Here is a 20,419-nt window from a genome sequence, read left to right on the forward strand (position 1 = left end):
TGTCGCATAAGTTGGTCCGAAACGGCTCCATCCGGACTCTTGATATTTTCCGCCGGGGTCTAAGTAATCGGGACGAGTTCCCGGCGGCCCGAACGTTGCCCCGATCCCGCAGTGGCGTTGCGTTGTAGCGTGCCCAGCACAGGGGGATTGATGATGGCAAGGCACGACTGGCATTGGACGTTCGGAAACGGCGCGCACATCAGCTTCCCTGGTGGCGGAGAGCCAGTCACTACGGCCCCGCCTCATGCATTCAATTCGAGTGAGGGGTGCGCGACCTGGTCGGACTCCAGCGGAAATCTTGTCTTCTACACCGATGGGACAAGGCTGTACGACGCTGCGAACACGGTCATCAATCCGGGCCCCGGACTCGGCGGAACGAGCTCCTCGGCGCACTCGGCGATTATCGTGCCTCCGGCGGGTACCGGGACTCTCTTCCACATCCTGACAACGAGGGACTGGGATAGCACGCCCCCCAATCCCGGTCCCCTGACGCATACCACTGTGGCGGTTGCCGGGGGCGTCTCAATTGCCTCCGGGCCGACCAGCCTCACGACGTTCGGGCCCCAGCGCGCCGCCGAGAAGCTCGCCGCGACATCGCACAAGGATTGTAACAAATACTGGGTCGTATCCCTGAACATCGGCCAGACGCCGACGGGCGGATTGACGGGCCCTGGCACCTTCTACTCCATGCTCATTGATTCGGACGCGGGGCCGCTTCCCGACCCAGGTCACACCATTGCCTCGACCTTCTCCTACACCGCGTGGCACGGCTACTGCATCAAGTTCTCACCGGACGGTACACTGTTGGCGGTCACCTCGTACCCAAAGAGCATCGACCTGTTCAACTTCGACCGGGCGACGGGCGCCATAAGCGTGCATTCGAAGGTCGACACGTTCCCGGTAGGCAACGGGCCGTACGGCATCGAATTCTCGCCCAATGGCAAGTATATCTATTTCAGCAGTTTCGACGCGGGCTACGTGCGGCGGCACACGATCCCGGCCAGCGGCGCCCCAGCGACCGCGTTTTCAAGCACGACTCCAATTGGGTCCTGGACGCCGACGTCGCCGACCCCGAGCAATTATCGCGTCGGGGCGCTGCAGCTGGCGCCGAACGGACGGATCTACGGCACCAAGATGGCGCAGAACGGGCTGCTCGTCATCGGTGACCCCAACAACGCTACCGCGGTCCAGTTCAATGCCATCGCTCAGACGACGAGCGGTCCTCTCATCCTCAACGGCACCGGCTTCCTCGGGCTCCCCACCTTCACCCGCATCGCAGCGGATTGCGGCGACACGTGCCGCGAGTTGGCCGCGGCGGTCGACGCGCAACTGGCCGGAACCCCAAAACTCAACGCGCTGCGGCCTTGCAATCAGACCCAGCCGATCGACCAGCCACCCTGCCGGGCCGTCGATCTGCCGCACGTTGCGCCCTGGACCTCAATACGCTGGGGCGACAGCGAGTGCGATTGCATCGAAGGCGACGACACCGAGGTGCTGAGCCTCGTCGTCTGCAATCCTTACCGCAACCTCACGCTTTCGAAGCTCGTCGTCCACCAGCTGGTGGTGGTCCAGGCGAACGGAGCGCCGGTGCCGAACCTGCCGGACGGCAGCCCCTCGATCGCGCTCACGCCGATGGGGCCCTACTGCTTCGACGATCTCGCGCCCTGCACCTGTACGACGCGCCAGTTCGTGCTGCGGCTGCGCGGGGCGCCGGGCGGCCCCTATCGGATACTCGTGCGCGGCATCTGCTTCGATGCCTGCTTCCACGGCAATGAGGATGATTGTTTCCTCTTCAACGTCTGCAAGGATTGAGCAGCACAGACGCGGGGCCCGCGCCGACGGCGGCAACAGGTCGAACCACGCTTCATCCCACCACGCGAGCGCGGCGCTTTGGTCGAACTCATCGGGCGGGACAAGGCGTGCTTAAGCCATGATCTCCACATGCGCACACGGATATCGTGTGGCCGAACAGACCGCTACGGCCGGCTGTAGATCGATGCTGGCGGAGGCCCGCAGCGACCTTCGGGATATTCGAGCTCCAGCTGAAGCTTCGGCTTGGAATGCACCCCTCACGGGTGGCTCTCAATATAGGCGATCACGCGCTCCACCGTCGCATTTCGCGGCTCCCTCCCCTCTCGCAACTGAAAGACGAACTGAGGATCGCCGACGGCTTCAGTTCCAAAGCGGCTTGGAGCCATTCGTTTGGCACGCATGTGGCGTTCGATGATCTCAATCAGCATAGTGACCTGCGAATCGTATTTTTCCTAATCTCGCAGAGGTTTTCCTATTTGTCTAGGATAACAGACGTGCTATTGGACCCCATGGCTGAGGTCGACCAGAGGGCAGCGCTTGATCGCCTGATCACAGAACGGAGGGAGGACTACGCCGGCCTCTCCCGGCTGATTGGTCGCAACCCGGCCTACATACAGCAGTTCATCAAGCGCGGTTCGCCCAAGCGCCTTAGCGAGAAGGATCGTCGGATCCTTGCCCGCTATTTCGGGGTGGACGAACGAACCTTCGGCGCCGATCCCGACCATTCGGACGAGCCGTCTCCCGATATGTGTCGTATTGCGCGGCTTGACCTTAGCGCCTCTGCAGGGCCCGGATCCGTCGGTGATGGTGAGCGGCTGATCTCCTCCGTCTCCTTTGATCGGCGATGGCTACGGCGTCTTTGTGGAGCGAGGCCTGAAGATCTGTCGATCATTGAAGTTGAGGGCGACTCGATGTCGCCCACTCTCTTCGATGGCGACGAAATTATGGTCAACATCTCGGACAGCGCGGGCCGCTTGCGCGACGGGATCTACGTCCTGCGCAACGACGATGCACTCGTCGTCAAACGCCTGGCGATCAACCCGGCTACTCGCCGCGCTACCGTGAAGAGCGATAACCCGGCTTATCCGCTCTGGCCCGACTGCGACCTTTCCGAACTTGCAATCGTCGGACGGGTGGTGTGGACCGCTCGAAAGGTCTCGTAGCTCTAGGAAATATCCTATAAAATAACGTGCGAGGTCGTTTTATAGGATTTCCGAGGCGCTCGTGGCTGTAGTTCTCTTTGTGTTCCCCGAATCAACGGGCAGCAACCAAGGAGTGACCATCATGGCCGACATCAAACTGAACTTTATCAACCGCTCCAACGAGCGTGACAACACGAAGATCGTGCTGTTCCAGAAGGCTGAGTCCACCGGCTATAGCGAGCTTCCGCTGGCGTGGCTGGTGATCGAGCGGTGCGGGATGAACGCGCGCCACCCTTTCACCTATCCGATGACCATGCAGGTCACGACCCGCGATAGCTGGGGCAATTACCAGGAGCCCTTGAACGCGCAGCCGGGGCAGGCCTTCTCCCTCAGCACCACGGCGTCAGGTGATACGCTCGAACTGTCCGGCAAGGCTGGATACCCGGACGAGGTGGATGTCTGCAACAACCTCTCGGCGGGATCTATCGATGCAGTGATCTTCAAGGCCGGCAAGCCGCTGGCCCAGAAGAGCAGCATCGTCCCTGCGGACAAGGCTTCGTTCAAGTTTCTTCCGAAACTCTGGATCGGTGCGGTGTCCCAGATCGTAGAGGGCGAAGTGATGGACTCGGCCGTCGTTGACCAGTTGAACACCAAGTTCGACCTCACGGGGATCGCGAGCGCAGACATCGTAATGACCGGTGGTGGTGCTGGCCCGAACGCGTCCCCCTACGTATTCCAGCTGGAGAACGTGGTCACGCTCTGAAGAGGCAAACTCCGCTCCGCCTCATGCGGAGCGGAGTTTCCTGCACTAACTCGCGCTGCCGCAGTGCGGAGATCGTCATAACCGGTGTTTCTGCCAGCTCCGACGCGTGCCACTACGCGTTGCAGCTGGAGAATTTTGTAATGCTATTAGCCAGGGATGTCGGTGGCGACGTGTCTGCACGGTGAAACGGGCAGGCCGTCACCAGACCAAGTGACACTCGTCCGCCCGGCGCTGTATCCCGAAAGCCATCGTTCGTTCGGGCCGCGTCGATCGGCACGATGGGTCTAGAACGGACTGTCGGTTCTTCGGCGCTGACGGAACGTTCGCGGACGTTTGTCCACAATCCTTGGTTGGCAGTCCAGGCGCTACCGGCAGACACGAGTTGCCGCGCTCGGACACGGATAGTGGTTCGCATAAAAAACACGTTGGTCAAGAGCGCCGCCAACAAATCCAACATCCGTACGGGGCGTCCGGCCGCGCGGTCGTCCGCTAGTCGCACGCGCTGTGGCGGCGCTTCTCCGGGCGGCTTAGAAGAACGGCTGAGGGAGGCCGGGCATATCTGCGCTGCACCGGCTGCGATTCCACCGGGTTTGCGCTGGAGCCCATGATTAACCCCGGGACGGGGACGACCTGCCAATGCCGTCATATGGCCAGTGGGCGCGCGCGGGTGAACCGCTTCAGGAACTGGCGCCGGCCCTTTGGTCCGACAGCGATATCTTTGGGCCGAAAAAGGTCGATTTGGTTTCCACTCTAATATTGGATGTCCCGTGCAGCGATGGCTATCTGGATGCGAATGGCCCTGTAGCTGGCGGAAACCGGACGTCGAACCTATAACGTAACACATAACGCGGTTCTCGCCCTAAGATCGGTCGCGTCCCGATCGAACGGGTCAAAACGCAGGAAATTCGACGGGGTACAGAGACTAAAATGCGGATACTCCATCTCTCGGACATCCACTTCAACGCGCCGCAGTGCCTCGATCCGGACAGCGACAGCGACCGGCCTTATCGGACGCGGCTCGAGCGAGACTTGGTCAAGCGCGTCGCGGCGCTCGGCCCCATCGACGCCATCATGGTCGGCGGCGACATCGCCTACAAGGGAGATCCGCGGGAGTTCGAGGTGGCCCGGGAATGGCTGCTGGATCTGGCCACGAGCTGCCGCTGCGACAGCGCCAGCATCTGGGTGGTGCCCGGCAATCACGACGTCAACCGCAAGGCGTGCGAGGAAGCGCCGACGATGAATGCGCACGCCATGGTGTTCCAAGCGCCGGATGACGAGCGTCTGTGGATGCTCCAGAAGCAGCTCGGCCATAACGACACCGCCCAGGCGCTCTTCCACGGCCATGCCGCCTACAACGAGTTCGCCAAGCACATGAACTGCCAGGTCTATCCCGGGCATCTCTACTGGAAGCAGGAGCGCGAACTCGGCGCGGGGGTGATGGTCCGCATCCATGGCCTGACGTCGACGCTGCTCTCGGGCCGCAACGGCAACAACGATCCCCGGGGCAAGCTTTACCTCAGCCCCCTTCAGACCACGCTCGATCCGGTGCCGAACGTGGTCAACCTCACGATCTGCCACCATCCATTCGACTGGCTGATGGACGGTGACGACGTCGAGGACATGCTCAACGCGCGCGCGATGTTCCAAGTGTTCGGCCACAAGCACCGCCAGCGGATCTTGGAAGGCAAGACCTACGTCCGCTGGGGAGCCGGCGCCGTGAACCCGTCCCAATCCGAGCGGCAGTTCGAACCGGGCTACAACATCATCGAGATCGAAGTAGCAGGCGTAGGCGCGCAGCGACGGATCGAAGTCCGGAGCCACCTCTACAAGTTCCAGCCGCAGCCCGAAGGCTTTCAACCGATCAAGACAGACGACGAAAAGGATTTCTTCGCGCACTCGATCCCGTTCCCCGCCGAGGCGGATCATGTCGGCGGGGGAGCGGGCGGCAGGGTCGTGGAGGCAGTCGTGACGGAATCAATGGCGATCGGTGACACGGCTACCGAAAGCACGGCCGCGGCCGACACAGACGCGGAGGCATCGATGGGCGACCGGAGGACCAGGCATCTTGTCGACCGCTTCTGGGATCTTGATGGAAGCGATCGCCGCGAGATCGCGCTCGAGCTCGGTCTGATCGACAAGGACGAGATCAGGGATTTGCCGGAGCCGCAGCGCTACGGCATCGCGCTCATCCGCGCTAAGGAACGCGATCTCCTCGACCGGCTGGAGCAGCTGGTCGAGGAGCGCGAATGAGAATCAGGAAGCGAGAGTGACCATGCATCCGGACTTTCCGAAACTGTACGCCGAGATCTCGACTGACGGCGCGGAGCGCGAACTTCGCTGGGCTGGGATTGAGGCGTTCGCGGAGGGCAGTTCCAAGCACAAAGTCGAGGTGCTCGCACGTCTCGCCTTCAGGACGAAGCCGCCCGCCGGAGGGCATCAGGACGCCGAACTCGGGCGCGCGCTGACCGCCTTCCATACCGCCCTGTCGGATGCCGACCCGTCCATCGAGCACGGCGCGCGGCAGGACGAAATCCTCGCCGCCGGAGCGCTGCTGAAGTTCATGGAAGTGCGCTCGTTGCCCGCGCTGGCCGTGACGACCACAGCGTGCGGCGGAGCGCGCAATGCGCCGCTCCCGATTGATCTTGTCACCTCAGCAGAGAACACGCTGTCGCGTCTAGCGGCGGCGCGGCGGATGCGGGCCGACCTCAGCAAGATCAAAATCGAGGCGCCGGAGTTCACCTTCGAGCCGGACTTCGCGGAAGCCGCCGCAAACCAGCCAACCAGCTTCAGCGGTGTGTTCGAGCAGTTCCGTGAGATCGTTGACGAGGCGCTGGCGCAATTGGCCGGCAGCTTCAACGATTCGGTCGAGAAGCTCTTGGACGCCAACAAGAAGGCCGACGAGGAGCTGGATCTGCTCGCCTGGGTGTTCGGCGGCCACACTCTCGGATCGAAGGAGGCGTTCGAGAACGTTTCGGCGGAGCGCAAACCGCTCGAGTTCGCCCGTGACCTGGCGTCGCTGACCACAATCTACCCCGGCCCGAATTCGATACCGGCCCTGCTGGCCCGCGCGGGCGTTGAGGCCGGTGGCGATCTCGGCATCGCCGACGCGGTGAACGCCGTCACGGACGACTGGACCGCCGCCACCCTGAAGGACCGCACCCCCTCGCCGGCCACCTCTCCGATCCACTACGCGCTCTCCCGCAGGCAGGAGACCGGAGCCGGTGACGGCTGGCAGGCCGGCTGGGCTGCGGTCAGCGGCCTGGGGGTCGCGACCGCGCTACCGCCGCGCACCCTCGCGGAGCTCTTCTACCGCGAAACCCTCTGGCTTCGCTGATCCGAGATGGCCGATACCGAGCTGACCTGCGCAAACCGGCAATGCCGCGTGGTCGAGGACGGCAAGTGCGTCGAGGGCTACGACGAGCTGAACCAGTGTCCCTTCTACGGTCGCGAGCCAGACGCGGAGGAAGAGCAGGACCACGACGCCCAGGACAGCCAGCCGGCCTTCGATGGGATCGAGCTTCTCGACGCGCTCGCGCTGAGGAGCGGCCGCGCCAACCGGGTGCTGGCCGCCCTGCCGTCGCGGATGATCGGCATCGTCGGCGTCTACAATTCCGGGAAGACCAGCATCATCTCCGGCCTGTTCGACCTGTTCCAGATGGGGCCGGTCGCCGACGTGAAGTTCGCGGGATCGTCCACGCTTCACGGCCTCGAGATGATCTGCCACGACGTGCGTGTCGCGTCGCAGCGGGACGAGGCGCATTCGGAGAGGACGAAGCGCGGCGAGGTCAGGTTCTACCATCTCGACGTTCGCGACCGGAGCGGCTTGCAGACCCTCCTCATCGCGGACCGCTCCGGCGAGGAGTACGAGGAGGTCGCAGACCTAACGGCGAACGCCTCCGCGATGTTCGAGCTCCGACGCGCCGACGTCATCACCGTCCTCGTGGACGGACGCCGTCTATCGCTGCCTGCCGAGCGCGCCGACGCGATCGGAGCGATACCGCTGATTATCCAGGGCATGGTCGAGAACGAGGCGTTCGCGCGCAGACCCAACCTGGCAATCGTTCTTACCAAGAACGACTGGGTTCAGGCCTCCCCACGCAAGGATCGCGTCCAGCAGGACTTCGAGGCGGTCGTCCAGCGCATCCGGACCGAGTTCGCAGATAGGTTCGGCGAGATGAAACCGTTCGTCACCTCGGCGTCACCCAAAGACATGAACGTCGCGCGCGGAGCGGGACTGGCCGAGCTGCTGGAGTTCTGGCTCAAGCCGAATGCCGCTCCGAAGGGGGACCGGGTCGAATTTAGCAGCCGACGCGTCATCGACCGTTTCGTGATCCGGGAGACCGACATTGACTGACGACTCCCGACTGGACGTGTCGATCTCCATCATCGGGCTGCCAGGGTCGGGCAAGACAACATTCCTGGCGGCCTTGTGGGAACTCGTGAACGAGGCCCGCGTCGCGAAGGCGCTGCGGTTCCATTCGATCGGCAGCAATGACCAGACATACCTGCGCAAGATCCTCAAGGTTTGGCGTCGCGCGACGGAGCAAAGGCGGACCCGGACGACGGGGATCACCGCCGTCAGGATGAACCTCCAGAACGACGCCGGCGCGGTCGTTCAGATCGAGATGCCCGACGCGCCGGGCGAGGACTTCCGGTCCATGTGGGAGGATCGGGCGCTCGGTCGCGTTCTAGGCGAGAGCCTCGCGAGCGGGAACATCGTGCTGCTCCTCAACGGTGACCAGGTGAAGGCGCCGGACTGGGTCACGGAGCGGTCGGCGCAGCGGCGCGCCACGGGCCGCCAGAAGGCCGATCTGCTACCGCGGGACTGGGAGCCGCGGTTTGCGCCCACGCAAGTACAACTGGTGGACCTCCTCCAGATGATATCCCATGCGCCGGTCGGCGGCGCGGGCCGCAAGATCGCCGTCATGATCAGCGCCTGGGACAAGGCCGAGGGCGAAGGCCTAACGCCCCACGCCTTCCTGATCTCGAAGCTGCCGCTGCTCGCCCAATATCTCGAGGCGGGCCGGGACGGTTGGACGAGCCGCGTGTACGGTGTCAGCGCGCAGGGCGGCGAATACGACGGTAACGAGGAGAACGCCGAGAGGCGCGACGACGAGGAAGCAGAAGCCAAGCCCAAGGCCAAACTCAAGAAGGGCCGGGATGCGGATAGGCTGCGGGACGTGGACGTGCCCGCCGACCGGATCCGCCTCGTGTTCGGCAACCAGGAATCCAAGGACCTCACAGAGCCACTGCTATGGCTGATGGATTGACCCGCGACCGCATCAAGGTCGAGCAGACGCTTCATGGTTACAGCGAAGGCCATCGCATCATCGAAGGGTCGGTCAAGCTGCCGCAGGCCGACGCCCGCACGATGCTTGTCCTCAGCGACGCCTCTGGGAGCGGCGGCGGAATTCCCACGGAGGGGTATCTAACGGGATATCCCCTGTCGGAAACCGGAAAATACGTGATCGCACGCACGTGGGCCGCGCCGGAGATGAGCCGTCCAGGCTGCGTCTGGACACATTCCCTGCTGGTGGACTTCTCCGACCTTGCGCGGCTCACCTCCGGGAGCGAGTTCGCGGAGCGCTTCGTGCGCCCGGCGAGCAGGTCTCCGTCCGAGTTCGGCCGCACGATTGAGATCGATGTCGCGCGGACTCCGGCCGCCGTGACGGGCCGGGATCTGCAACGCGTCGGTCAATGGATTGGCGCCCTCTACGGAAGGCCCAAGAGCAGGATCATCGCCGAACGGGAAGGTCGCGCGGACGACGAGCTGGTGCTCGCGATCTGGATGCAACAGTGGCCGCGGCTCCGGCGCGCCTTCCGCTACTGCACCTTCTCGGCGGACGACCGCTCAACGTCCGCGGACGTATTCGACCTCCAGTTGGTCGATGGCGGACGATCGAGCCGGTCGAGGATTCCGGACGGCATACTCGCATCGTCCGTCGAGGGTGGCGAGTGGATGGACATCCTACTCCGCGATCTGGCCCAGCCTGCCGGATCGGGGCTCCGCAAATTCCTGCGGGACGTCGGCGCCGACGTCAGCAACGGCCGAACCGCCATGGCGCCGCTGACACAGCTGTTCGCCGCAGTCGAACCGTCGGCGAGCCCGATGCGCATCGCGGAGGCGATCCACGAGTTGGAGCGGCTCGGGCCTAGTCAGGGCAGGATGGGACGTGCGGCGGCGGCGAGGACGGTCCTCTCGCGACCGGACCTCGGAGACAGCAGTCTCTTCGAATTCGCGCTCGACCAGATTCAGTCCAACAGGGACCTCCTCGGCGTGGATCCCGCGCTCGTCGGTGGGGCGCTGCTCCGCTGGCGGCCGGACCTCCTCGGCGTCGCGATTGCCGACAACGATCCTCTCCTACGCGCCGTGGACGCCGCGCTTCCGCTCGCGGAAGCAGGCGAACTGGAAACGGTCGTCGGGAACGTTCCCGAAGCGGCGGCTAGGTTGCTGTCGGCACGGCCCGACATCCTCGCGCGAGCCTCCTTCTGGGGCATCCCATCGATCGACGCGCCGCGACTGATTGGTTCGCTGAATCTCAAAGCGGATCAGGTGATCCCGATCGTGGCCGCTCTCGTTGAAGCCGGCCGCAACGATTGCTCGACCCTCGCCGTCGATCGGTTCGGCGTCGAACCCGTGGTGACGGCGTTTTCGGGGCTGGACGCCGCTGGGATCCGCATGAAGCTGCCCTGGCTGCGCAGCATCGCTTGGAAGACCGACGGCCTGGCCGAGTGCATGGTCTCCGGAGCCCTGTCGCATCGGCCGTTGCTCATCGCGCTGGCGGCGATAGTCGATCCTGACGGAGTGCCGAACAACGCCGCCAGGGATCCGTGGGTGATCGCCGTCGAGCAGACTCGGACATCCGGGGACGTGCATGGAGAGGACCTGCTCGCGGCCTTCCTGTTCAACCGTGCCAGGGGGCGCCAATCGAAATCGCCGGGCCGCCTGTTCTTCCTCTCCGTGCAGCGCCTGCATGAGGCGATGGCCGCCTCGCGCCTCTCCAGCGACGCATGGGCGATCGCCAGCCGGCGCCTTCCGTGGGGCTCGCTGTTTCGCGAGTGGGACCCGTGCGAGAAGCTCAGGCACGCGGTGGTCAACGACTTCATCGACCGTGACCTTCCGCCGATCGAGTTCGGCACGGTAGTCGATGACGGCAACCTTTGGTGGACGTTCGTTAAGCTCGCCGCCGACACTTCGAGGGGTAAGAGGTATCTCGGCCGAGTCCGCAAGGCGCTGCGCGACGGCGACGAGTCTTGGTGGCGTGAGCGGTCGAAACTAATCGAGAGCAAGATCGGGTAGGTCGTCCATCCGATGACCGGCTACGGGCACTCCGCTCTTTTAGCATTGATCCCTCGAATAGCTGCGGCGAACAACGATGAACGAAGGTCCTGTATTGGGATGTGCAAGGGTCCGCCTTAACGCCGTCTTTTGGGATTTAGCGGCTCACCACCCTCCTAAACGAACTTCCGCTTCGCATGCCAGGCCGCCCGGAACCTACCGGTCCGCAATCGGCCGATGCCGTTGGAAAAGTCGGCTTCTAAGAGGAGCGGAGGGTTGGCTCAGCTGGGGCACGGCGCGGTGCCGGTCAGGCTGCTTCAGGAACGCTAAGTCTGAACAAAAGATCTTCTTCTCCGCGTCGCTCCTGCAGAGCCCACCCGGTCCGAGGTTGAGCACCTTCTTAGCCTTGGCCTCGCGCCAAGCTGAGTGGGGTGGGATGCCGCGGCGCATGCCGATCTCCGCTGCCGAGATGTGGGTCTTGGCGAGATCCAGCACGTACGGGACGGGCACGAGCTTCTCGCGAGTTCCGGCCCTAGTCGTAATGGCACCGAGAAGCGCCGTAGACTGGTGGCTTCCTACGTTGAGGACCTCGGCTGCATCGCATTTCGACATGGTGTCTGCGTAGACGATCTGCTTGTGGGCGGGGTCGGCAGGGTCGAAGGTCAATGCTCGGAGCTGCTCGATATCAGTCCTAGCAATGAGAACGCGCCGTGAGAGCGGCGCGACACCTGGAGCGAGGACAAAGTCGAGCCGCTCGTCCAGGTGCAGTGAGTTATCAATAAGCGCACGGAAGGCGGGCCCCCAAGGCTTGAGGCGGCCACCGACGGCCTTCATCGCAGAATGGAGCGGGAGGTTGCAAACCTTGGGGTCGCCGCATGCTTCCGCCGCTAAACGAGCGACGAGGTCGTCCAGGGACGAGGCGACGATCTGCATGGCTGCATATCGCGCCGTGATGTAAGGATGTTCCTCTCGCTCGAGCAGCCGCATGGCAACAAGTTGCTCGATACCGTTGCACGAGACGCCAACCGCCAAGCGGGCACGGTCGATTGGCATTCGGACGGCGAGAAGCTCTGAGATGATTTCGAACGCCTCGACGGGGAAGCGGGGTTCGGGTCTGCCCTTGTGGATCACGAACACCGACGGCAGCGCCTTGCGGCGGCGGAGGTCCGAGACTTCCGCCGTGCCGAGCCCCGTGACGTTGCAAGCGGCGGTGATACAGCGGGTCCGCTCGAGGATGGCGGGACCGTTGGGTCCATCAATATCAACCTCGGTTCTCCATTCGGCGATGAGCTCGTCCAGTTCAGGTGAGGTGCCGGCGTTCCGTCGGGGGGTGAGGAAGCGGATCGTTCGCCCTACGTTGCCGTCGCTATGCTTGGCGGTGCGCGTCGCAACGTGATCGGAAGCAAATGTTGTCAGGGAGCCCGGCCAACCAACCATCATCTGCCACGCACCGGCGACAGCGTGGCAGATTTGCATGGGCCGCGTCTTGAAGAAGAGGATCGCGGGATCGGTCGGGAGTGCAGTGTCTATCACAGGCAGCAAGTTAACGAGTACGTCGAGCGCGAGAGCTGGGCCCATGCGGGAGATGCGTTCTGGCAGAAGGGCTAGAGAGGCGGCGCGACGCTCAGGGAGGTGGTCCAAAAGGCCAACGGCTGCAGTAAGTGACGAACGGAGTTCCTCTGGTATGATGTCTCCCCGCGCGGTCTTAAGGTCCGTCATGCAGTGTTCGCAGCGGTCGATGCCGAGCGTGTGCCGCCAACCCGGGTGCTTCTCGCAGTATGGACATCTGTCGAGGAGCGTCTCCCACGTCTCACTGCAATAGGGGAAGACGCGGATGTGCCAAGCAGCGCGGTCATAGGCGCGGCCGATGTCCGGATCAGCGAGCGAGTTGGAGAGGCCGCAGGGTGAATAGCGGCGCACGCGCTTCTCGATGAGGAAGGTTGGAACTGCGACGCCGTTGAACATATGGCGATCATACCGGCTGATAGGGTCCGGAGCCGTCCGAGGCATGGCGCGCGCATGAAGTTCGCGCGCGTCCACGCCCATCGCAAGCGCAAGCGCCTCGATTTGCTCGGGTGACGCTGAGGGGGCGTCCTGGCGGTGATTGTAGACCACGCCGGCGTGCGACGTGATCTCGATCATTCTCTCCACATCGCCTACTTCGTCGGCCCAGCGGGCAACGGCGCCGTTGAAGGACTCACCGGAAATGAAAGTGAAGTCAGCCATGGGACGCCTCCCCATCAACCTCAGCGTTGTCGCTGTCGCTGTCGGGATCATGGTCGTCCTGGGCCTGCTCCTCGACCGGACGGTTCTCATGGTTCGGGTCTGAGCCCTCGAACGGGTTGTAGCCCATACGCTCGTTGCCGATCGCCCAATCCTGCACCGCGTCGGAGAGATCCTGGCGTGTGATGCTGTCATGGCCTGCCCGGGTGATGTTGATGATAGCCGTCTCGATGATGCGGCTGAACTGACCGATCAGCCCGTTTGCGGACTCGAGGAGCAGCTGGGCGATAATCGGATCACCGAGACCGGCCTTAGAGCTGATTACTCCGGCGTCCACGAGTGCCTGGTCGAACGCGTCCGCGAACTCCATGAAGTCGTTGCTGTGCGTGATCCACCGCAGGCGTCCGATGCTGACGGGCGTGTCGAGGCGGTTACCAAGGTCCTCGGTGGTCTTGAAGATCGCCTTAGCCTTGAGTTTGCCGATGAACGCGATGGCACAGTCGCAGTCGTCCAGGATATCGAGGATCTTCATCGCGATGATGGGGTGAATGGTGACGCGGCGGCCGGCGCGCTGGAACTCGTCGAAGATCAGGAGGTCAACCTTGTGGGCCTTAAGGCACCGTCGGGCGCGCGCCCAGCGCTTGTCGGGCGTGAGGCTTTCGGGCCGCGGCTCGCCGAGTGCGCGTAGTACGTCGGCGGCTATCGAGCCCACCGACCCCTCGCTATCAAGCTTCACGTACACGACCGAGGTGCTCGTCTCTCCGAGCTTCGCCTTCGTGCGCCGCACAAAGTCTCGGGCGCCGACGCTCTTGCCGGAGTAGCTTGGTGCGAGGATGCGCACACAGGGCTGCGGCATCCGCGCCATCCGCAGAAGTGGAGCTGCGACGCGCATCTCCTCGAAGGTTTCGTCCATCTCCTCCTGGGGAGCGTAGGGACTGCGGATACTCCGCACCACCAGCCGACGGTAAGCCACGAGCAGGTGTCCAGTCAGTTGTTTCGGGTCAAATGGCTTCCCGGTGAGGGTGGATACGACTTCCTGGAGCGACTCCAGGTCAAAGTCCGGATCGTCGAGCAGGTCAGGTTCTTGGTAAGGCATGGGAAATCTCCGTGGAGGAGCCCCGCCCGCACCGCGGGCGGGGCGTGCGATGTCAGGCGGCTTCGGTGTTACCGCGGGTGCTACGGCTGCGACGGTTCGGCCGTAGGAACTCCTCCTCTTCGACGTGCGAAACGCTGGCAGGTTGAGCGGCTCTCCCCTTGCCAGCGTCGCGAGAGTCCATGCGCCCCTCGCGGTCCAGACGGCCCGGTCGCGGTTTGCGGCGTGCCTCCGACCGCGGCGCCAGGATCTCGTTATCCAAAGCAGTCATCGATGCGCTATCGTGCGAGATGAAATCGTCGATCGAGACGGACTTCGCATAGTCCGTGTCGAGGTGGACGATGTTCCCCACGATTTGCCGCAGGCGCGGGATCTCGTAGAGACTGGCCAGCAGCTTGCGTTCGCGGTGCTTTGCCCCCGGTGCTATATTGCGGACGGCCGCGATGCGGCGCGCGCGGGCTTCGAGCCGCTCGGCCTCGGTGTTGAAGCCCTTGGGCGCGATCTCGTCTTGGTCGATTTCCGACAGGCGCCGCAACTCGGGCGGCGGGATTTCGCCATCCGCCGCCTGAGCCAGCCGCTTGCGGCGTGGCCTGGACGTCGCCTCAGGCTCAGCGGTGGCCTCCCTGCTGGCGAGCTTGACCAGCGCACGGTGGAACCAAAGCGGCATGCCGTCGGCATACGTTTCGTCCTGGCACTTTAGTTCGACATAGGACCTGGTTGTTTTGTCCCAAGCATGCACGACGGCGATGTTCTCAGGGTCGAACTTGATTTTGGTGACGACGCAAGCGTCATCCTTCGCCTGACGGCGCGGCTCGAACCGGAGGTTGTTGTTGATCAGCCGGGGAACGCCGCTGTGGCAGAAGTAGCGCAGACCGTTGAACATACGGGCCCCGCTTTTGGTGATCCGGACGTTCTGCTGGACATCGAGTGTGTCGAGGCGGAAGCGGCGGACGTCCCCCATTACGTCGATGCCATGTTTGTTGGCAGACCTTTGCCACTTGAGGGCCGGCTGACAGCCAATGCTTTCGTTGATCTCGGTGTGAAGCTCGGCGATGCCCTTATTAGCCAAGGCTTCGGTCTCATTGATCGTTACGGACGCGTATTCCTGACCATCGTGGCCGGAGCGCCGATTGTCCTCGATCGTGCTGGTGGCTCCGGGCAGGTGCTCGAGCATCTTGCGCTCGACGGTTCCGTTCACGCGTTCCCCGATCGCACGATAGCGGGGGGCTTTTATTGGGCAGAAGCGGACTGAGAAGCCGGCCGACTTGGCGGCGTCCTCTAGGCCGTGGCCGGTGAACTCGGACGCATTGTCGAGTATGATCTCGGTCGGCTTGCCGCAGATCCGCTTGAGAACTGGGTAGCGCTCGGCGTCTACTGGTGGTGGCCGTTTCGGAAGGTTCATCCGCCGCAGCACCTCGCACACGGTCGAGTAGCTGGGCGGACGGAACGTGATCACCCATGCCACGATCGCGCGGCTGTGCACGTCGATTGCGAAGGTGAGCCATGGTTTGCCGCAGACAATGTCGCGCTCAATGTCGATAACGAGAAAGGCGGACAGTGGCGTGTGGTCGATGATGACCTTCTCAAGAATGCGGCTCGCGATGAGCGGCTGCCCGCCGCCACGCATCTTGCTGTCCATCATCTCCTTGCCGTCTTTGGCGGCGACGGTGTCTGAGCTGCGGACGTTAATGCACGCGCGCCGGAAGGTGTCGTAGGAGAAGATCGGGTAGGGATCGTCAGGCTTCGGGTAGAGCGTGCTCATCCCCAGGTTGACCTCGCGCAGCTCGGTGGCGGCGAGGGCGTAACCCGCGGTCATCGGTCGCTTTGTATTCTCGGTGTCGAGGGCATGCTTCTGCTTGATCTCCTCCGCGACGTCGTCGAGGTAGGGGGCGCGAGGCACCTTGCCGGAGAGGCGGACCATCAGCTTGGGCAGGCGTGCGCCGGGTTTGCCGCGCTCGGAACGCCAGCGTTTGATTGTATGTGCGTTGTCGGGCTCCCCGAACTGCGCGCGCAGCTCCTCGGTCCAATGTTTTTCCAGCCCCTCGTTGATCGCCTTCACGCCGTTTTTCACGCCGTTGTTGTCGAGCACGTCGACTTGGGCCAGCGTCTTGCGGAGGCCAGGATCGATCTCCTCAAGGTCTGAAATGTCGAACTCGGCCGTGGCGGCGAGGAGGCGTGAGGCGACGACGTTCTCAGGGAACGCTATTTCGATGCGATCCTCGATGATGAGGCCGTCGAAGTCATCGTCCGTCGGCATAGCGGTGCCGCCCTTACCGTCGGGGATGAGAAAGGGCTGGCCGGTGTGGCAGTCCATAAGCATCATGCGACCAGGGATGGGGTATGTGGGCGCCTTGTGCGGGCGCCCATCGATCCGGATGATCGTGCCCACCGGATAATTGTACTTGGGTTGGGTCTGGTTGTTCACGCTACTTCTCCATGTGCGGAGAGCGTGCGTCGGCGTTCCGCCGACCGCAGGCACGGTCTCGGTTGAACCGAGCCTGCAAACCCGGACGGGGTCGCCGGAGTGGCGGCCCGATTTCGGTGTTTGGCGCCGCCCGTCGCGGCGGCCGCGATCGCTAGCTCATGTGCCAGCCCAGGATGGCGCGGCTGCGTTTATCCACGACGACTGTCAGGATGGGGCGGCGCGTGACTGCTCCGTGTTCGTCAATCATCACTTCAGAAAAGCCTTCGAGGGGCCATGTCTGGACAATGGTTTCTATTGGCGTGACGCAAGCACCCGGGATTGGTTTGAAGTGGTAGGGATTATACGGGCGACGAGCCAAGGGCGGCTCGTTGCGGCCGCTAAATCGCCGAAGAGGGGCTTTTACCTCGTTGCGAGAGCGGGTGCGACGGGCGTGTTTCATTTGACGGCTCCCATCAGTGGATGCGCAGTGGGGTGCAGTTGGTGAGCAGTTTGCGCAGGTCGATCTCGACTCGCCGGCGGACCGTGAGGCCCTGGACCACGGCGGCGCCGCGGGCGGGACAGCGGGGATCGATGACGTTGGCGAGTTCCCCATAGGTCGTCTCAGTGCCGCGATTTACCGCAAAGCCCTCGAAGCGGCGGATCTGCTCGGGCGTCATCGTGACGAAGCGCCGTCCGGCGAAAGTTTCAAGATTGTCGCGGTGGTGGCGGTTTTCGACGATCTCCTCCGCCATGACGAGACGGAAGCGCATGCCGATGCGGCGGCAGATTTCGTCGGCGCAGGCCAGTTTAAGTCGGTACGTCGAATCTTCGAGCTGCCGCTCGTCCTTCTTAATTTCCCAGAGCTCGTCTGGACCATCCACGCGATTGACGAGGAGGTCCGCATACCATTCATACCATTGATCCCCGATGGGGAAGCGAAGCAGGCAAGGCTCACTCTGCGCCCAAGCAACGGCGAAGTCGCATTCTGCGGCGAGGAGGGCAGAGCGTTGAGTCGTGCCCTCCCAGTGCTGGAGGCGCTGCCGCTTCCAACCCGGCCACCAGCCGTTCTCGTGAGCAAGTTTGCCACTGAAAGTGCGTAGTGAGCCGCCGTCCGCTTCCATAATCATCTCGCCCATGCTGGTCAGGCGCTCGTCGGCGACGGGCAACTCCTCGCCACGGGGCACGAGCCGGGTGCGGTCGGGCCTGAAGCTCGGATCACGCAGCTGACTGTGCAGGTCGATTCCGGCGACGAGCTTTTGCGAGAGGGGGACGCGGACCGCTCCTTCCTTCAGCTTTCTCGGGGGGACCCTCACGCGACATCTCCAATTCGCGCGACTTTCCAGCGCCGTTGAGGCGGCAGAGGAGGCGCGCCTGAGACGCCTTGGGCGACCGATATCAGGTTGCCGGTTTGCCCGTGGCGGTGATCGGTTGCGACGCGCTCGCTACGCTTGCTCCTGGTCACGATTGTACCTTCGGCAGGTCCACCACAGGTAGCGCGCGCAGCCGCCACGGTGACGTTCGACTGGAACTCCGCCGCCTCCAGGTCGTCGGGAAAGGTGGCGGTTTCAGATCGCCTTCGCTTGCTGAGTTGTTTTCATCATCCACGTGCGAGTCTCCAGATAACTTTCGAGCTGGATATGGGGCGGATCCGCCGGGTGTCAATCGAAATTTGTCTGGAGATCGAAAATAGTTTGGAGATTGCTGCATCCCGAGGTATGCGAGCGGCATGGCGAAGGAGCGCAAGGACAAAGGGCTGGCGGCGCATCTGGGCGATCCCGTCCCGGAGCGTGAAGCAATCATGTGGGCGGAGCTGAGCGTCGCGCAGCGTGCGAAGGCCATGCAGCGCATGACGGCATTGCAGCGCTGGATAGATTCCGATGGCGCTATCGACGCGAAGCAGGCCGCCGCTGACGCGGGCGTTAGCGTTACGCGTATGTACGAGATGGCCAAGGCATGGCGTGAGAAGAGATCATTGGCATCGCTCGGCACGTTCGCCGGTGCCCCCAAGACCCGGGTTGGAAAGCACGACGCGGCCTTAAGGAGGGCGTTGCCGTCGGTGGTCGCGGCAGATCCGAAGAGCAGCGTGCGCAAGCTTGCTCTCGACCTCGAGGGCGCGTGCGGCATTCCGGCAGGCGACATGCCGAGCCACAACACACTTCGTCGATACGTCGAGGAGGAGTTGCGCCGGCTTGATCAGAAGACGATGGCGGGCGACGACGTTATGTTGGATTGCGCCGCATGCACTTTGACCCCCACCGACACAGTGCTGCTGACGCTATTCGCGATCCTTGATCGATGGACTCAAGTCGTGCTCGGTGCCGGCTTTGGGGATCCAGCGGACAGCCGCGGAGGATATGCGCTCGCTGCGCGTGATGCGTTGAGGCGCCTTGATGCCGGCCAACTCTCTGACTTGCCGTGGGTTGAGAGGATGTCGCGAGCGGAAATTGTCGTGGGTCTGGATGAGGATCGGTGGGGCGACGTGCGCAAGAGATTCGCTGACGATGGAATAGCGGCCCCCGTGGAGCCGTCGACGCGCGAGAAGCGCTTTGGACGTTACCTCCGTTCGGTGACGGGGCTGCGGATCGGAAGTGTCGTCATTCTGCCTCGCCATACCGAAGCCAGCCTGGCGGGTGACCTCGTGCGAACGGTCTCTCCCACGTCGGATCAAGTTGCCCGATTGAGGGTCGAAGTCGACCGTCATAATTCCGGTCGGACTGGGGCCTTCTCGGATCCTGTGAGGAGCACGCCGCCGGCCGATTTGCACCGCATGCTCGCGCTGCTCGCCAGAGGCTAACCTTCCCAGTTCACGATCGGTGGCGGCGCTCCACGGGCGGCGTTGTGCGTGGTGAGTTGCTCCAGGATCACCTGACGTGCGTCTCGTGGGCTGAGCGCTTTGTCCTTCCGCGATCGGAGCAGCCGTTTCGGATCGATTGCACGACTGATCTGGTAGGTGACGTCGACCGATCCGAACCCCCGACCAAGAGCGCGAGCAGTAGCCGTGCGGGCGGCGCTTGGTCGAACAGCCACGTGCGCGGGAAGCTTGCCACCACTCAACTCCTTCGCGATGTCCTGATCCACGATGATCCGCCGAGCGATCGATAGCTGCGTTAGAGGTGGCACGATTGAGTCGAAGCTTGCGCCGTCCTGATTCATGGCTGCCGCAATAATGGCGCCGTTTTGGCCGTCCACCACGAGCATGATCAACGGAAAGACGACTTCGTCTTCGTGTTCCATCGGCAGTTTCACGTGGCAGCGCGAGATCACGACGTCATCGCTCCCGTGCTTTTGGCCAAGGTCACGGCGCGAGCTCATGACGATATTCCAGATTGTGCTCCTTGATGGTGCCTTCACGCCCAAGGAGACACATCGCGCCTTGACGGCACGGACGGCCTCAACATGAGGAACATCAGGTCCGAGCGCTGTCACGACCTCTCGAGCAGCATCCTTTGAGACCGTGGGTAACGTTCGGGGGGTGGGGGAACGAGGCGCTCCACGTGCGGTGCCTGCGCCCGCGATGGCGGTAGCCTGACCATGTTCCTTCCACGCTCGAACGAGCGCCAAGAACTGATTGACGCTTAGCCCTAGTGTGCGCGCGTGGCGGCGGCGATCGCTATCCATCGGTTGAGGAATTTGGACGTAAGATTTTACAGCGGCGACACGTCTCCTGACTTCCTCGATCCGCAACGGATCGACCCCCGTCATA

At 63.3% G+C, this 20,419-nt stretch carries 16 protein-coding genes; 9 read left to right on the forward strand and 7 right to left on the reverse strand.

What is annotated here, in order from left to right:
- Nucleotides 1-501 precede the first annotated feature (501 nt).
- Complete coding sequence (locus VGC56_RS07145) at nt 502-1,812, forward strand: hypothetical protein (RefSeq protein WP_464124196.1); 1,311 nt, start codon at nt 502-504, stop codon at nt 1,810-1,812.
- 257 nt (nt 1,813-2,069) lie between these two features.
- On the opposite strand, the gene VGC56_RS07150 is transcribed toward VGC56_RS07145, so the two are convergent.
- Nucleotides 2,070-2,240, reverse strand: coding sequence for a hypothetical protein (locus VGC56_RS07150; RefSeq protein ID WP_464124197.1), 171 nt, complete (start codon nt 2,238-2,240; stop codon nt 2,070-2,072).
- Nucleotides 2,241-2,321: 81 nt separating this feature from the next.
- Here VGC56_RS07150 and VGC56_RS07155 point away from each other — a divergent pair, with 81 nt between their 5' ends.
- From VGC56_RS07155 to VGC56_RS07185, 7 genes are all read left to right on the forward strand, one after another.
- Nucleotides 2,322-2,975, forward strand: a complete 654-nt coding sequence (locus VGC56_RS07155) for a S24 family peptidase (protein WP_464124198.1) — start codon at nt 2,322-2,324, stop codon at nt 2,973-2,975.
- 121 nt (nt 2,976-3,096) lie between these two features.
- Nucleotides 3,097-3,717, forward strand: a complete 621-nt coding sequence (locus tag VGC56_RS07160; protein WP_464124199.1) for a hypothetical protein — start codon at nt 3,097-3,099, stop codon at nt 3,715-3,717.
- A gap of 927 nt (nt 3,718-4,644) precedes the next feature.
- Nucleotides 4,645-5,967, forward strand: a complete 1,323-nt coding sequence (locus tag VGC56_RS07165; protein WP_464124200.1) for a metallophosphoesterase — start codon at nt 4,645-4,647, stop codon at nt 5,965-5,967.
- A 22-nt stretch (nt 5,968-5,989) separates the two neighbouring features.
- Nucleotides 5,990-7,051: a GTPase-associated system all-helical protein GASH gene (locus VGC56_RS07170; protein ID WP_464124372.1), complete on the forward strand. Its 1,062-nt coding sequence runs from the start codon at nt 5,990-5,992 to the stop codon at nt 7,049-7,051.
- Between the two features lie 6 nt (nt 7,052-7,057).
- Entirely contained in the window at nt 7,058-8,071 is a 1,014-nt protein-coding gene (locus VGC56_RS07175) for a TRAFAC clade GTPase domain-containing protein (protein WP_464124201.1), read from the forward strand.
- Nucleotides 8,064-8,987: a TRAFAC clade GTPase domain-containing protein gene (locus VGC56_RS07180; RefSeq protein ID WP_464124202.1), complete on the forward strand. Its 924-nt coding sequence runs from the start codon at nt 8,064-8,066 to the stop codon at nt 8,985-8,987. The genes VGC56_RS07175 and VGC56_RS07180 overlap by 8 nt, the downstream gene beginning before the upstream one ends.
- Nucleotides 8,984-11,017 (forward strand): GAP1-N1 domain-containing protein, encoded by a 2,034-nt coding sequence (locus VGC56_RS07185; protein ID WP_464124203.1) that lies wholly within the window; start codon nt 8,984-8,986, stop codon nt 11,015-11,017. The genes VGC56_RS07180 and VGC56_RS07185 overlap by 4 nt, the downstream gene beginning before the upstream one ends.
- A 195-nt stretch (nt 11,018-11,212) precedes the next feature.
- Here the strand turns inward: VGC56_RS07185 and VGC56_RS07190 are convergent, their stop codons facing one another.
- The 5 genes from VGC56_RS07190 to VGC56_RS07210 form a co-directional block, all read right to left on the reverse strand.
- Complete coding sequence (locus VGC56_RS07190; protein WP_464124204.1) at nt 11,213-13,222, reverse strand: hypothetical protein; 2,010 nt, start codon at nt 13,220-13,222, stop codon at nt 11,213-11,215.
- The gene (locus tag VGC56_RS07195; protein ID WP_464124205.1) at nt 13,215-14,315 is read right to left on the reverse strand and encodes a TniB family NTP-binding protein; all 1,101 of its coding nucleotides are present in this window, start codon (nt 14,313-14,315) and stop codon (nt 13,215-13,217) included. The genes VGC56_RS07190 and VGC56_RS07195 overlap by 8 nt, the downstream gene beginning before the upstream one ends.
- A gap of 52 nt (nt 14,316-14,367) precedes the next feature.
- Entirely contained in the window at nt 14,368-16,737 is a 2,370-nt protein-coding gene (locus tag VGC56_RS07200) for an integrase catalytic domain-containing protein (RefSeq protein ID WP_464124206.1), read from the reverse strand.
- Between the two features lie 151 nt (nt 16,738-16,888).
- Nucleotides 16,889-17,176, reverse strand: a complete 288-nt coding sequence (locus VGC56_RS07205) for a hypothetical protein (protein ID WP_464124207.1) — start codon at nt 17,174-17,176, stop codon at nt 16,889-16,891.
- 13 nt (nt 17,177-17,189) lie between these two features.
- Nucleotides 17,190-18,029, reverse strand: a complete 840-nt coding sequence (locus VGC56_RS07210) for a hypothetical protein (RefSeq protein ID WP_464124208.1) — start codon at nt 18,027-18,029, stop codon at nt 17,190-17,192.
- A gap of 413 nt (nt 18,030-18,442) precedes the next feature.
- Between VGC56_RS07210 and VGC56_RS07215 the strand changes: the two genes are divergently transcribed.
- A complete protein-coding gene (locus tag VGC56_RS07215; RefSeq protein ID WP_464124209.1) occupies nt 18,443-19,510 on the forward strand; it encodes a hypothetical protein in 1,068 nt (355 codons plus the stop codon).
- On the opposite strand, the gene VGC56_RS07220 is transcribed toward VGC56_RS07215, so the two are convergent.
- Nucleotides 19,507-20,073 (reverse strand): hypothetical protein, encoded by a 567-nt coding sequence (locus VGC56_RS07220; RefSeq protein WP_464124210.1) that lies wholly within the window; start codon nt 20,071-20,073, stop codon nt 19,507-19,509. The genes VGC56_RS07215 and VGC56_RS07220 overlap by 4 nt on opposite strands.
- Nucleotides 20,074-20,419: the final 346 nt, after the last annotated feature.

The organism is Allosphingosinicella sp., from assembly GCF_036403745.1.
Classification (GTDB): domain Bacteria; phylum Pseudomonadota; class Alphaproteobacteria; order Sphingomonadales; family Sphingomonadaceae; genus Allosphingosinicella.

Excerpts from the sequence above, each read along its gene's own strand:
- VGC56_RS07150 (WP_464124197.1), bottom strand. The coding sequence starts at position 2,240 with ATGCTGATTGAGATCATCGAACGCCACATGCGTGCCAAACGAATGGCT.
- VGC56_RS07155 (WP_464124198.1), top strand. The coding sequence starts at position 2,322 with ATGGCTGAGGTCGACCAGAGGGCAGCGCTTGATCGCCTGATCACAGAA.
- VGC56_RS07160 (WP_464124199.1), top strand. The coding sequence starts at position 3,097 with ATGGCCGACATCAAACTGAACTTTATCAACCGCTCCAACGAGCGTGAC.
- VGC56_RS07165 (WP_464124200.1), top strand. The coding sequence starts at position 4,645 with ATGCGGATACTCCATCTCTCGGACATCCACTTCAACGCGCCGCAGTGC.
- VGC56_RS07170 (WP_464124372.1), top strand. The coding sequence starts at position 5,990 with ATGCATCCGGACTTTCCGAAACTGTACGCCGAGATCTCGACTGACGGC.
- VGC56_RS07175 (WP_464124201.1), top strand. The coding sequence starts at position 7,058 with ATGGCCGATACCGAGCTGACCTGCGCAAACCGGCAATGCCGCGTGGTC.
- VGC56_RS07190 (WP_464124204.1), bottom strand. The coding sequence starts at position 13,222 with ATGGCTGACTTCACTTTCATTTCCGGTGAGTCCTTCAACGGCGCCGTT.
- VGC56_RS07195 (WP_464124205.1), bottom strand. The coding sequence starts at position 14,315 with ATGCCTTACCAAGAACCTGACCTGCTCGACGATCCGGACTTTGACCTG.
- VGC56_RS07205 (WP_464124207.1), bottom strand. The coding sequence starts at position 17,176 with ATGAAACACGCCCGTCGCACCCGCTCTCGCAACGAGGTAAAAGCCCCT.
- VGC56_RS07215 (WP_464124209.1), top strand. The coding sequence starts at position 18,443 with ATGGCGAAGGAGCGCAAGGACAAAGGGCTGGCGGCGCATCTGGGCGAT.